The 13,746-nt window shown below is 36.1% G+C and carries 10 protein-coding genes and 1 riboswitch; of the genes, 3 read left to right on the top strand and 7 right to left on the bottom strand.

What is annotated here, in order from left to right:
- Positions 1–31 precede the first annotated feature (31 nt).
- Positions 32–2,854 (bottom strand): 2-oxoglutarate dehydrogenase E1 component, encoded by a 2,823-nt coding sequence (sucA, locus tag NSQ59_RS12095; protein WP_055739575.1) that lies wholly within the window; start codon positions 2,852–2,854, stop codon positions 32–34.
- A 415-nt stretch (positions 2,855–3,269) separates the two neighbouring features.
- Here sucA and NSQ59_RS12090 point away from each other — a divergent pair, with 415 nt between their 5' ends.
- A complete protein-coding gene (locus NSQ59_RS12090) occupies positions 3,270–3,761 on the top strand; it encodes an Hsp20/alpha crystallin family protein (RefSeq protein ID WP_055739574.1) in 492 nt (163 codons plus the stop codon).
- A gap of 94 nt (positions 3,762–3,855) precedes the next feature.
- Here the strand turns inward: NSQ59_RS12090 and NSQ59_RS12085 are convergent, their stop codons facing one another.
- The 4 genes from NSQ59_RS12085 to mnmH form a co-directional block, all read right to left on the bottom strand.
- Complete coding sequence (locus NSQ59_RS12085; protein WP_055739573.1) at positions 3,856–5,265, bottom strand: HAMP domain-containing sensor histidine kinase; 1,410 nt, start codon at positions 5,263–5,265, stop codon at positions 3,856–3,858.
- Positions 5,262–5,942: a response regulator transcription factor gene (locus NSQ59_RS12080; RefSeq protein WP_055739572.1), complete on the bottom strand. Its 681-nt coding sequence runs from the start codon at positions 5,940–5,942 to the stop codon at positions 5,262–5,264. Before NSQ59_RS12080 ends, NSQ59_RS12085 begins: the two co-directional genes overlap by 4 nt.
- A 164-nt stretch (positions 5,943–6,106) precedes the next feature.
- Positions 6,107–6,232: a hypothetical protein gene (locus tag NSQ59_RS12075; RefSeq protein WP_268888298.1), complete on the bottom strand. Its 126-nt coding sequence runs from the start codon at positions 6,230–6,232 to the stop codon at positions 6,107–6,109.
- A 431-nt stretch (positions 6,233–6,663) separates the two neighbouring features.
- Entirely contained in the window at positions 6,664–7,752 is a 1,089-nt protein-coding gene (mnmH, locus tag NSQ59_RS12070) for a tRNA 2-selenouridine(34) synthase MnmH (protein WP_055739571.1), read from the bottom strand.
- Positions 7,753–7,932: 180 nt separating this feature from the next.
- Positions 7,933–8,116, top strand: a riboswitch (cobalamin riboswitch).
- 127 nt (positions 8,117–8,243) lie between these two features.
- Between mnmH and NSQ59_RS12065 the strand changes: the two genes are divergently transcribed.
- Positions 8,244–10,499, top strand: a complete 2,256-nt coding sequence (locus tag NSQ59_RS12065) for a ribonucleoside-diphosphate reductase subunit alpha (protein ID WP_340831411.1) — start codon at positions 8,244–8,246, stop codon at positions 10,497–10,499.
- 21 nt (positions 10,500–10,520) lie between these two features.
- The gene (locus tag NSQ59_RS12060; protein WP_055739569.1) at positions 10,521–11,564 is read left to right on the top strand and encodes a ribonucleotide-diphosphate reductase subunit beta; all 1,044 of its coding nucleotides are present in this window, start codon (positions 10,521–10,523) and stop codon (positions 11,562–11,564) included.
- 144 nt (positions 11,565–11,708) lie between these two features.
- On the opposite strand, the gene NSQ59_RS12055 is transcribed toward NSQ59_RS12060, so the two are convergent.
- Positions 11,709–12,551 carry an ABC transporter permease gene (locus NSQ59_RS12055; RefSeq protein ID WP_126650035.1) on the bottom strand — a complete coding sequence of 281 codons (843 nt, stop codon included), beginning with the start codon at positions 12,549–12,551 and terminating at the stop codon, positions 11,709–11,711.
- Between the two features lie 71 nt (positions 12,552–12,622).
- Entirely contained in the window at positions 12,623–13,624 is a 1,002-nt protein-coding gene (locus NSQ59_RS12050) for an ABC transporter permease (RefSeq protein WP_055739567.1), read from the bottom strand.
- Positions 13,625–13,746: the final 122 nt, after the last annotated feature.

Here is a 13,746-nt window from a genome sequence, read left to right as displayed (position 1 = left end):
ACATCCTTATTTCCTACATCTTTTAAAACTGTTATTTTGTAAATGCTTCATTAATAATACGATTTTGTTCTTTCTTATGAACCACTGGGTCTCCTTCTGATGGACTGGAACGTCTAGGACGACCAGCATATTTCACATCTACACCTTGTGGAGAAAGACCGCGTAAATATGGATCTACAAATGTCCAACCACCCATATTTTGAGGTTCTTCTTGCACCCAAACTATTTCTTTAAGATTTTTGTAACGAGAAAGAATTTCTTTTACTTGATTCTCAGGGAATGGATAAAGTTCTTCAATTCTTAAAATATGAAGCCATTCCGCATTTTCTTCCTCTTGTAAACGAGTTTCTAAATCAATAGCAATTTTTCCGCTGCAAAGTACAATTCTTTCCACTTTATCCGCATTTTGTCCTAAGCCAGCCTGTTCTAGAACAGGTTTAAATTCGCTATTTGTTAATTCAGAGCTATCAACAGATGCTAATGGATGACGTAATAAGCTTTTTGGTGTCATTAACACTAATGGACGAATTTCATCCTTTCCAAGCATTGCTGCTTGACGGCGTAAAATATGGAAATATTGACCTGCTGTTGAAAGATTAGCAACTGTCCAGTTATTCTCAGCAGCCATTTGCAAGTAACGTTCCATTCTTGCACTGGAATGCTCTGGTCCTTGGCCTTCATAACCATGAGGCAACAGCATTACAAGACCTGATTTTTGGCCCCATTTTGCACGCCCTGCAGATATAAATTGGTCAAACATCGTTTGCGCCATATTTGCAAAATCACCGAATTGTGCTTCCCAAAGCACTAACGTTTCAGGTGAAAGGACATTATATCCATACTCAAAACCAAGCACTGCTGTTTCTGTTAAAGGACTGTTGTATACAACAAATGAAGCATTTGTATCCTTTAAATGATGAAGCGGAATATATTCTTCGCCAGTTTTTTCATCATGTAATACTAAGTTACGCTGTGCAAATGTTCCGCGTTGGGAGTCCTGACCGGTCATACGGATAGGTGTTCCATCCTTTAAAATAGAAGCAAATGCAAGTGATTCTGCATGAGCCCAATCAATTTTTCCATCGCCATCAAACACATTTTCACGACGTTTTAAAATTTTGCCTAGTTTTTTAAATACATTAAAATCTTCCGGCCAATTTAATAATTGAGCATTTAGGTCTTTTAATTCTTCATTATCAACGGATGTTTTAACAGCTGGATATCCGCTCGCCACATATTCTGGAGGATTCATCACGATATCAGGGTTTTCATCCGCTCCAGGCACCTTATCATATGCTGCTTGTAATTTAGCGTTAACATTCTCTTCCAATTTCTGTACATCTTCTTTGCTAAGCAATCCTTCATTCACTAATTGTTCAGCATAAATAGTACGAACAGTAGGATGCTTGCGTACTATTTGATACATCATTGGGTTAGTTGTCATCGGTTCATCTGTTTCGTTATGACCGAATTTACGGTAGCCAATTAAGTCAATTAAGAAATCTTTTTTGAATAAGCGGCGATATTCAGCTGCAAAAATAGCAGCAGCAATACAGCTTTCCGGATCATCAGCATTAACATGAATGATTGGAATCTCATAACCTTTCGCCGCGTCTGATGAATATTTAGTTGAACGCGAATCGAAGCTTTCTGTCGTGAAACCAATCATATTATTGGAAATAATATGAATAGATCCACCTGTGTTATATCCTCTTAATCCGCTCATATTTAATGTTTCCGTTACAATACCTTCGCCAGGGAATGCAGCATCACCATGAACGATAATTGCCAAAGCCTCTTCAGGATTTTGCTCTGGATATCCACTTGTTTTTCTATTCTCTTGTGCAGCTCTTGTATAGCCCTCCACCACAGGTGCAGCAACTTCAAGGTGACTTGGGTTATTAGCTAATACAACTCGTACACTTTCCTTATTTACACGGTCAGCACCTAGATGATATTTCACATCTCCAGTCCATCCGTATGTGATTCCGATAGAACCTTCAGATGGAATTAAATCTTTATTAGGTGCATGTTGGAATTCAGCAAAAATTAACTCATATGGTTTTTCTAGAATATGAGCTAATACATTTAAGCGGCCTCTATGTGCCATACCAATATTTACTGTTTTGGCTCCATATTCAACTGAAGAGCTGATAATTTTATCCATTAAAGGAACCATCATATCTAGGCCTTCAATAGAGAATCTCTTTTGACCTACAAAGATGCGGTGTGCAAACTTTTCAAATCCTTCAACTTCTGTTAATCTTTTTAAAATATTTAATTTCTCTTCTTTACTTAACTGAGGATAGATTTTTCCTGACTCAACAGTTTTTTGAAGCCAATTTTTCTCTTCCAAATTATGAACATGATGAAACTCATAAGCAATTTTTTTCGTATATACATCTTTTAAATAATTAATGGCATCAAGACCATTTTTAACTGTTGAAGGTGCATCCGGACAAATGAAAGAAACAGGGATTTGTCGTAAATCTTCTTCAGTAAGATTGTATTCTTTCAATTCGATTCGGCGTGTATCTTTGCTAGTATTATTTAATGGATTAATGTCGGCAGCTAAATGTCCATATGTTCGAATATTATCAGCTAGTTTAACCGCAGAAACGATTTTACTGAAAATAGTCGCATTTGTTGGCATTTGAAAGGAAACATCTGCTTGACCGCTTGTGGATAATACTTCATTCGAAACGGTAGGTGCTCCCCATTGCTCAAAAAGTTCCTTCATTTCCGGTTCAACACTTTCCGGATCATTTAGGTACTGCTCATAAACCTCCATCACATAACCAAGGTTTGGGCCTGAAAAACTCTCCCAAAAACCTCTTGATGCTTGATCATTCATCTTGATAAACCTCCAGCCTAAAGCCTTTTAAAATTTTTCGAAAAAATACTCCCATTCAATCATATGCTTGTAAGAATTGAATGGGACCCAGCATATGTAATAAATAATTGGAAAAGCTATCGCTTACAATCCCCATTTTATCACTGTAAAGTAATTAGATAAAGGCAAAAACCTATTTTTTTAAAAATTACTCGAAAGGTGCAAAACACGGTCTATTTATTTGTTAATAGCTTTCCAAGCTCCCAAAAATTTTTCCATATCCATCTTACTACTATTTGCAAGAAAATCAAATGTTTTTGCCATGAAAAAAAGAAAAAATGCTTCAATTTATTCTTTTACACTTTTGTTGGGCAAATGCATATATTACATTATACATTGGAGTTGGTGTCGTAAGAGTTTTGGAAGGAAGTGGGTGATGTCCTTGTTTCCGTGGAATATGTTCCCCTTTAATAGTGATATGACTAAATTATTCAAGCAAATGAACCCCCAAGAAATGGAAAAAGGTGTACAAAATATGATTGCCCAATTCATGCCAAAAGAGTGGCAAGGAATGTTTGATCATAATGATATGCTTTCAAGAGCATCCTCTCTTTTTCCGCAGAGTAATCAACAATCAAATAATCCATCACCAACAAACGTGCAAGCAAGTGTATTTGAAACCTTTGATGATGTTTATGTACGCATTCCGATTAATGAGGAAATGATTCATAATATAAAAATTTACCATACTTCTAATCAATTAATCATTGAAAACAGTTCCGATGGAAACAGAGATACCATCACTTTACCAGCACTTGTCAAGAAGAAAGGAACAACTGCCCAATATAAAGATGAAATCTTGGAAGTAAAAATGCCGAAGAGTGTCGATATGCAATATACTGAAGTAGATGTATCAGAGAGATTATAAGAAATTCTTTTGGCTTAAAGCGCCAGAATCAAACAAAAACAAAATTCTTTCGATAACTGAAAATTCTAAAAGGCCGATGAATGTTTCATCGGCCTTAAATATGATGTGGTAAAGTTAATGATATGCTGGTTCCTTCTCCTAGAGTGCTGGATGCACTAATCGTTCCAGAATATCCTTCCACTAAATTTTTGGCAATGGCTAGCCCTAAACCGTTTCCGCCTTTTGCGCGGCTGCGTGCTTTATCCACACGGTAAAAACGATGGAATATTTTCGGTAAATCCTTTTCAGGTATCCCTACTCCATAATCCTTCACCGTGATCTTAATATCTTCCTTGCTTTCTTCGACAATAATGTCGACTTTCTTAATTTGCTCAGAATACTTCACAGCATTGTCCAGCAAGATGATCATTATCTGTTCAAAATGATTTTCACTCATCCTAACAATGCCATTTTCCAGTTGATCATAATGAAGTAAAAAATCGAAATCCTCATGAATTAATTCAAAATTCTTCACAACCCTGTTTAAAGTCTTAATAACCACCGTATTTTGAAAAGCGGACTTGTTTTCAACTTGTTCCACTTTTGATAAATCTAAAAGCTCCTGAACTAAATTTTTCATTCTGCCAAGCTCCTGAAGAGAAGCTTGAAGGGATTCATTTAAAATATCCGGATCATTTTTTCCCCAACGATTTAATAGATTCAAATGTCCTTCCATGATTTGCACCGGCGTCCTTAATTCGTGAGAAGCATCCTCCACAAATTGTTTTTGCTGATTGAAGGATAGCTCAATCCGATCCATCATTTCGTTAAAGATATTGGTTAACTCTCCCATTTCATCCTGTGACTCGCTAGGTTCCATTCGTTCCTGAAAACCTTTTTTACGAATACTTTTCATCGTATCGGACAGCTTTTTCATAGGCTTTAAAAAACTCTCCGCCATTAAAAAACCGACTAACCCACTTAACAATAAAGATACTGCACCTAAAATGGACATGATTAAAAATAAACTTGTCATCATTTGATGGTATCTTGTAAGTGGATCAACCACACCTATATATCCGCTAAAACCATTTGAAACAATTGGAGCACGTCCTACGTATATTTTCCTTCCATCTATCGTAGTAAGATCAACCGTTTTTTCTTTAACAGGCTCGTATTCGATAAGGGACTTTGGCTTTTTATTATCCGTTTTTGAAATTGCAAAACCTTGCAATTTCTGATTAAGAACATATAAAGTTTGATCCTTTTCAAGTAATTGTTTGATAATATCAGAATTGTTTTGAATATCTTCCATAGAGCTAAAAGGACGATTTTTATAAAAATTAATAATTTCACTTAATTCCTGGCTGATATTAGTGGCTTCTTCATGTAACATGACCTGCCTGATAACCGTATATTGAATAGAGCTAAAAATGAAAAAAGTAAAAAAAATGGCGGCACTTCCGCCAAGCGACCACTTAACCTTTAATGAACTTTTATGATACCAGCTTCGTAAGTAATTCATTCACGCATCACATACCCCGTACCACGTACTGTTTGTATATAGCTTTCTTCACCAGGGTCATCAATTTTATTCCGTAAATAACGTATATATACATCCACGACATTCGTCTCTACTTCTGTCTCATAGCCCCATACCTTATTCAGTAGAGCCTCGCGTGTCATGACGATATTTTTATTTTCGAGAAGGGTCAACAACAAATCATATTCTCGCTTTGTTACATCTATCACTTGATCTTTTTTCTTTACCATTCTGCTTTCTTTTTCCACATTTAAATCTCTATAATGATAACTGGTCATGTTCGAATGTGTTTCATGTGACTCGATTCTGCGAACAATCGCTCGCAGTCTTGCAAGCAATTCCTCGATGGCAAATGGTTTTATTATGTAATCATCTGCACCATGATCAAGACCGGAAACACGATCCATTACACTATCACGAGCTGTTATCATGATAATTGGGGTTTCTTTTTCCTGACGCACCCTTCTGCATACTTCCAAGCCATTTAAGCTAGGAAGCATCAAATCGAGCAAAATAACATCCCACTCGTCTTCCAAAGCAAATTGGAGCCCTTCCCTTCCGTCATAAGATACCTTCACTTGATACCCCTCATGCTTTAATTCGAGCTCAATAAAGCGTGATAAATTTTTTTCGTCTTCAATGAGTAAAATTTTCTTCATCTATTTCACCTACTAAAACTTCAAGTATTTACTTAAGTTTACTGTAAACAATTCGTTCATGACAAATTCATAGGTTATTTTCCCCAAAAAAAGAAATACTTCCTCCAAAACTAATCGGCGGAAGATTCTTTCCATAAAGGACGTTTTGCTAAAATCATGGATCATTATTTAATATTTGTCTTAGAAGAAATGAAGTTAATAAATGCATGAACAATTTCAATTGACTGAAAGGCAACTAGTGACACTGCTGTCAAACTAAAGAATACGATTGGGATAAAACGTACCCACATTTTATTCGCCTCCTTTATTGTTCAACCTTTACTTTATCAACTTATCATGAGAATAAGATTAAAATTTTATAAATTCTGGATAAAAATAAAAGCTGAAGCGCCTTGCTTATCGGCGTATGGATTTCGTAGTCGCTCACCTCGAGATAAAGGAAACACAGTAAGGTAGTTCACGAACAAATGAAAATAGCACTTCCATTTTCAACTGATGTTGACTTATCGTAGAGAGGAGTCGGAAATATCCACTAGCCGATAGGCGCTGATGCTAGACATAAAAAAACACCGGCTATTTTGCAAGCCGGATTTAAAGAAGGAACTTTATAATGAGTAAAATAATAAGGGGAGTCGAACCGACTCAACGATGATTTTACGAAAACTTTCCTATATTTTCATGAAAGGAAGATTAGAAAATCATGAGAAAATGAAATTTCCACCTAACTTTTAACGGAATGGATATCCGTTTCACCGATTAAATGATGAGATTTTAAAATATTGATTACTTCATCTGTTGCAATATTAATATTATCGCTAACCACTTTTTCCGATTTGCTAATATAGATGTCTTCTTTATGAAGATACTGCGGGTCATAATAGTCTCTCATTAAAAGTTCTACCAACTTCATAAAATTATTTTCTTCCAACGCTTTAAAGATTATGTGGCACCATTCGGATGACTTCATTCTTTTTCTTACATATTGTAACGCCGAACGAACATTTTCTTTAAATTCTTGGTTGTTTTTATTTGGCTGAACATATTCCGCATAAATTCTTTGGATTCTTGCTTCCTCGGAACCTGAAACATAAATATGCAAAGCATTATCCCTTAAAGCAAGTAAAGAATCAGGCTGCACAGCATGTCCAATTCTTTTGCTTTCCCCTTCCATTATTACGTAATGGGAATTCTGTAAGGAAAGCAGCTCTTCAAATAATAGACCGTCAAATGTTTTTTGATTATGGGGTTTTCTGCCATCAATGGCACCAAATAGAGATCCCTTATGGTTGGCCATTTGTTCGAGATCCAGAACGGGAAACCCGAGCTTTTTTAAATTTTGTAATATTTGTGTTTTCCCTGTTCCGGTCATACCATGTAAAATTACTGCTTTACCTGGAAGTAAATCTGGAATCAATTCTAAAGATTTTTTTCGATATGCACGATAACCGCCTTTTAATCTATAGACATGAAGTCCTGAAAAAGTAGCAAATTGTGCAACGGATCCACTGCGCATACCACCTCTCCAGCAATAGATTAAAGGCTTCTTTCCGGACTCTTCTATTTCCTTAATTTTCTTCATTAAATGCGGTATCTTTGGAGCAACAACCTCCATCGCCCTCCATTTTGCCGCATTTGCACCAACCTGTTTATATAAGGTCCCAATTTCTGCTCGTTCTTCATTTGAAAAGATGGGAATATTAATAGAATGGGGAATAGCACTCTCGGAAAATTCTAATGGTGAGCGAACATCCATTGTTACATATTTATCCTTTTCATCAAGCCACTCTTCTACTGTTATATCTTGTGACATAAATTCATTCCTCCAATACTCTTCCCTTTCATTTTATCATATCCAATTCCTTATTGTGTTTAAACAAGAGTATCAATTTATGGAATTCTTTTGCAAAATGATAGTTGTGAATTTACTTTTGATATGTTAATATAAAACACAATATATGCTAATTAAATTCATTTTCAAAACTATATATTGAAATTAACTTCATGTAAGGGTGTCCATAGATGGACTTAATAGGGAATTCGGTGAGAATCCGAAACTGTCCCCGCAACTGTAAGTGTGAACGAAAAAGGATAGACCACTGCATCCGCTCGATGCGGGAAGGTCCTTTAGTAGGCTGCACACAAGTCAGGAGACCTGCCTTCACATGATAAAGTTTCGATTCCTCGGGGATTGGGGAGATGAAACGATAGTTAAAACGTCTATGACTATGTATGTTCTTTTTTCCTATCGTTTGATCTGCTCATCCTTCGGGCAGATCTTATTTTTTTATAGGGGGAAAATAAATGGGAACTACGATTACAGAGATTGAAAATTGGAACCGTCATATCTTATCCATTCTAGTAGAAAAAGCAGAAGCAGACGAACGTTTCCACCCGGTTTATTCTTTCGCACAAAACTTATTAGAGCAAAAGCCTTGGATATCAGAGGACGAGTGGGTTCAGCAAATTATATTAGATTGCCTATCTCGATTAAATGAGGAAGAAATCTTCTGGACATACGATGCTGCTCACTTTTATATGGAATATCTTTATTACAAGGCAGCGCAAAATAGAGAATATTCCTATAAAGTCAGGTATGGTAATTTTTATGGTTTGTTAGAAACTTTAACAGAAGAAGGCATCTATAACCGCTGCCTGCTAGATTGCTATTCAGTAGACGAAATACATCAATTAGCCAGCAAAATGGATTATCACAAAGACCAACTCTTCACATACATAGGAATACGTACATTGGCAGACCGCTATTTAGCGACTGATCATCATAAAAATGTATTCGAGCTTCCGCAGGAAAGATGGATGATTATTGCTATGCAATTAATGATCAATGAACCGAAAGAAAGCCGTTTAAAGCTTGTGGAAGAAGCCTATTGGGCACTAAGTAATCTTTATATGACGGTTGCAACCCCTACCCTTTCGAATGCAGGAAAAAACTATGGGCAATTATCGAGCTGCTTTATTGATACGGTAGAAGACAGTTTACAAGGAATCTTTGACAGCAACACTGATATTGCCAATCTATCAAAAAACGGCGGTGGAATCGGAGTCTATTTAGGTAAGATACGAAGCCGCGGAAGTGCGATTAAAGGATTTGTCGGAGCATCTTCCGGCGTTCTTCCTTGGATGAAACAATTAAATAATATTGCAGTGAGTGTCGATCAGCTCGGACAAAGAAAAGGTGCCATTTGTGTGTATCTGGATATTTGGCATAAGGATATTTCTTCTTTTCTTGATGCCAAATTGAATAATGGGGATGAACGATATCGCACACATGATTTATTTACTGGTGTATGCCTTCCTGACTTATTTATGGAGCAGGTAGAAATACGCGGTGATTGGTACTTATTCGATCCGCATGAGATAAGACAAGTTATGGGGTATTCTCTTGAGGATTATTACGATGAAACAAGCGGAAGCGGCTCATTCCGTACTAAGTATTGGGAGTGTGTTCAACACGAAACCCTTTCTAAAACTGTCGTTCCAGCAATCGAAATCATGAAAAGTATTATGAAGAGCCAGTTAGAAACTGGCGGACCATTTGTCTTTTATCGGGACGAGGTTAATCGTAAAAATCCAAATAAACATCAAGGAATGATCTATTCAAGTAATCTATGTACAGAAATTATGCAAAATCAAAGTACAACGAATATCATTACTCAATATACACAAGATGGAAAAATCATAATTGAAAAACAGCCTGGTGATTTTGTAGTTTGTAATTTATCTTCTATCAATCTAGGGCTGGCTGTTCCCGCCAATATTTTAGAGAGATTAATTCCGATTCAAGTACGAATGTTGGACAATGTGATTGATTTAAATGACATTCCTGTTTTACAGGCAAAATTAACGAACCAAAAATACCGCGCGATTGGACTTGGAACATTTGGGTGGCATCATTTATTAGCATTGAAAAAAATAAAGTGGGAAAGCGAGGATGCAGTTCAATATGCTGATCGGCTATATGAAAAAATCGCCTTCCTTACTATCCAAGCAAGTATGGAATTAGCGAAAGAAAAAGGCTCCTATCCAGTCTTTAAAGGCTCCGAATGGGATACAGGTGAGTATTTCTTTCGAAAAGGATATTTAGAAAACAACTCTTCTTCCTGTGCTTGGGATAGATTGTACAAGGATATACAGCAATTTGGAATGAGAAACGGCTATTTAATGGCGGTCGCTCCCAATTCATCAACTTCCATTATTGCTGGAAGCACAGCCAGTATCGATCCAATTTTCCATAAATTTTATGCAGAAGAAAAGAAAGACTATAAAATCCCTGTTACCGCTCCTGATTTAAGCCCAGCAACGACTTGGTATTATAAATCAGCCTATTTTATTGATCAAAAGTGGAGCATTCAGCAAAATGCAGCCCGTCAAAAGCATATTGATCAATCAATCTCATTTAATTTATATGTACAAAATACAATAAAAGCAAAGGATTTACTAGAGTTACATTTAACTGCATGGAAAAGTAAATTAAAAACAACTTATTACGTAAGGTCAACCTCTTCTATTCTGGAAGAATGCGATTCATGCTCGAGCTAAATTGGTTAGGAGATGAAAAAAATGAGTTCTGTTATGATTCAAAAGAGAAAATTAATGGATAAAACCGCACCAAACCGGTCCACTTCGATTATTAACGGGAAGTCTTCCAATATTCTTAATTGGGATGATGTACGCTTTTCTTGGGCATTCCCAAAATATAAACGAATGCTTGCTAATTTCTGGACTCCATTTGAAATTAATATGTCTCAGGATATTAAGCAGTTTCCAAATTTATCAGATGATGAACAAAATGCCTTTTTAAAAATTATCGGTTTACTTGCGCTATTGGATAGTGTTCAAACAGATTATGCAGGAAAAGTAGCTGATTATCTAACTGATTCCAGTTTAAATGCCCTTATGATTATCCTGGCACAACAGGAGGTTATTCATAATCATTCGTATTCCTATGTTTTATCAAGTATTGTTTCCAAGCAAACCCAAGATGAAGTATTTGAATTTTGGCGAACAGAACCTACTTTAATACAACGGAATGAATTTGTTACTAATGGATATGAAGCATTTGCAAATAATCCAACAATCGATAATTTTTTAAAATCCATCGTGTATGATGTAATTCTCGAAGGGTTATTTTTCTATTCTGGGTTTGCCTTTTTCTATAATCTTGCCAGAAACCAAAAGATGGTAGCTACCTCTACCATGATTAATTATATTAATCGGGATGAGCATTTACATGTTGATTTATTTGTTAAGATCTTCAAAGAAGTTTTACAAGAATATCCAGAATATGCAACAGATGAATTACGTCATTATGTGGAAGAAACTTTTACCAAAGCAGCAGAATTAGAAATAAATTGGGCAAGGCATATTATAGGAAATAAAATGGACGGGATTCTATTATCCGATTTGGAAGATTATATTAAATTCTACGCAAATGTCAGGTGCAATCAGTTAGGGTTTAACAGGCCATTCCCAAATATCCGCTCTAACCCTTTACGATGGATTAAAGCATATGAAGAAGTAGACTTCGGAAAATCTGATTTCTTCGAGCAAAAATCGAGACAATATACGAAAGTAAATATAGATAATGGATTTGATGAACTTTAAAAGGTATCAAAAAAAACAGCAAATAGAAACTTTGCTGTTTTTTATTGTCCTTACTTACGGATAATTTTTTGTAATGTCTGCGTCCAGCTATAGACGCCTATCTACTAACGGATAAATAAGACACTTACATATGTTATATTCCTATTAATTTTTCATTCTTGGATCTAAGGCATCCCTTAATCCGTCCCCCATTAAGTTAAAGCCTAATACCGTAAGCATTATAGCTATCCCTGGAAAGAAGACAGTCCAAGGTGCTTGAATAATAAAATCTTTTGAATCAGATAACATTTTACCCCACTCTGGGGTTGGGGGCTGTGCGCCTAATCCAAGGAAACCGAGTCCTGCCGCTTCAATAATGGCAGTCGCAATAGCTAACGATCCTTGAACAATAATAGGCGCCAAGCTATTTGGAAGAACATGGTGCAATAAAATCCGACTATCCTTCATTCCAATCGCCTTCGCTGCGGTAATATACTCTTCTTCTTTTACCGAAAGTACTCTTGCCCTTAAAAGTCTTCCGAACGTTGGTACATTAATAATTGCAATCGCAATCAAAGCATTTTGTAAAGATTGACCAAGCATAGCCACAATTGCGATAGCAAGTAAAATACTTGGAAATGCCAGTAATATATCAAATATCCTTGAAATAATGGCATCCAGCCATTTTCCATAATATCCCGCAATAATACCAAGAAAAGAACCAATGATTGCTGAGCCAACGACCGAGCCAAATCCAACAGATAAAGATATTCTTGCTCCAAAGATTACCCTACTAAATATATCTCGTCCAAAATCATCCGTACCAAACCAATGCTTAGCGGAAGGCGGTAAATGCTTGTCCTTAAATTGCTGTTCATTGAATCCATATGGTGCTATATAATTTGCAAGTATAGCTATTAAGATAAAGAATACGACAATGAATAACCCAATTAAGGCAACCTTATTTTTCTTAAAATTTTTCCAACCCTCTCGCCACGGAGATATCATTTGCTCTTCAACAAAAGGTTTCTGCTTAACAGTAGTTGATAATTCAGGCAATTAGATCTACCTCCCAATATTTAATATTTAATCCGTGGGTCGATGGCAGCATAGAGTAAATCTACAATTAAATTAATAAAGACAAAAATAAGTGCAACAACTAATATTCCAGATTGAATGACAGGGTAATCTCTAGATTGAATTGCATCATATATATATCCTCCGATACCTGGCCATCCAAAGATGGTTTCCGTTAATATTGCTCCGCCTAATAATAATCCTGTTTGTAAGCCGATAACGGTTAAAACTGGAATAAAAGCATTTTTCAAAGAGTGCTTATATACAACCCAAAACATTCTTAACCCTTTCGCTCTCGCTGTTCGTATATAATCAGAGCGCATAACCTCCAGCATACTGGATCTTGTCATCCTTGCAATTATCGCCATTGGAATAGTAGCTAATGCCACACTTGGCAAAATTAAATGCTTGATAACTACAATAAACTGGTCAAACCTGCCTTCTAATAATGTATCTATTAAATATAGATTTGTAATAGCTTGAACAGGATCACGAATATCATCACGACCAGTTGTCGGCAATAAATTAAAATGGATGGAAAAAGTATATTGTTCCATTAAACCTAGCCAGAATATCGGCATGGATACTCCAACAAGTGCTAAGAGCATTGCAATATAATCAAACCATGAGTTTTGAAACCAGGCAGAAATAATTCCTGCATTCACTCCAACGATAATTGCTATTATCAATGCCACAACGGATAATTCAATCGTTGCACAAAGGTATGGCCAAATTTCTTGATTTATTGGTGTTTGTGTTTTTAATGAAGTTCCTAAATTACCACTAAGTAGATCCCGTATATAATGAAAAAATTGTAAATACAGGGGTTGATCAAGCCCGAGCTGTTTCGTCAATGCTGCTATAGATTCCTTAGTCGCATGTTGACCAAGGATCATTTGAGCAGGATTTCCTGGAATAGCATGGATTAACGAAAAGACAATGATCGCCATCCCAAAAAGGACTGGAATAAGCATAAATAATCGACGAATTGAATAGGCAACCATTATTACTTCTCCCTTCCATATTATGTATTGTCCCTACAACATAAACTTAGGTGCAGGCATGCTTTTATAACTAAAAAAAAGAAACTATTAAACTCCTATTTAAAAACGGGGAAGAGTAAACT

The organism is Margalitia sp. FSL K6-0131 (assembly GCF_038008735.1).
Taxonomy (GTDB): Bacteria; Bacillota; Bacilli; order Bacillales; family Bacillaceae_C; genus Margalitia; species Margalitia shackletonii.
This window is presented reverse-complemented; position numbering and strand designations above follow the sequence as displayed.

Bases quoted from the DNA above. Each gene is read 5' to 3' on its own strand.
- NSQ59_RS12075 (WP_268888298.1), bottom strand. From the start codon at position 6,232: ATGTGGGTACGTTTTATCCCAATCGTATTCTTTAGTTTGACAGCAGTG.
- mnmH (WP_055739571.1), bottom strand. From the start codon at position 7,752: ATGTCACAAGATATAACAGTAGAAGAGTGGCTTGATGAAAAGGATAAA.
- NSQ59_RS12050 (WP_055739567.1), bottom strand. From the start codon at position 13,624: ATGGTTGCCTATTCAATTCGTCGATTATTTATGCTTATTCCAGTCCTT.
- NSQ59_RS12065 (WP_340831411.1), top strand. From the start codon at position 8,244: ATGGGAACTACGATTACAGAGATTGAAAATTGGAACCGTCATATCTTA.
- NSQ59_RS12080 (WP_055739572.1), bottom strand. From the start codon at position 5,942: ATGAAGAAAATTTTACTCATTGAAGACGAAAAAAATTTATCACGCTTT.
- sucA (WP_055739575.1), bottom strand. From the start codon at position 2,854: ATGAATGATCAAGCATCAAGAGGTTTTTGGGAGAGTTTTTCAGGCCCA.
- NSQ59_RS12085 (WP_055739573.1), bottom strand. From the start codon at position 5,265: ATGAATTACTTACGAAGCTGGTATCATAAAAGTTCATTAAAGGTTAAG.
- NSQ59_RS12090 (WP_055739574.1), top strand. From the start codon at position 3,270: ATGTCCTTGTTTCCGTGGAATATGTTCCCCTTTAATAGTGATATGACT.
- NSQ59_RS12060 (WP_055739569.1), top strand. From the start codon at position 10,521: ATGAGTTCTGTTATGATTCAAAAGAGAAAATTAATGGATAAAACCGCA.
- NSQ59_RS12055 (WP_126650035.1), bottom strand. From the start codon at position 12,551: ATGATATCTCCGTGGCGAGAGGGTTGGAAAAATTTTAAGAAAAATAAG.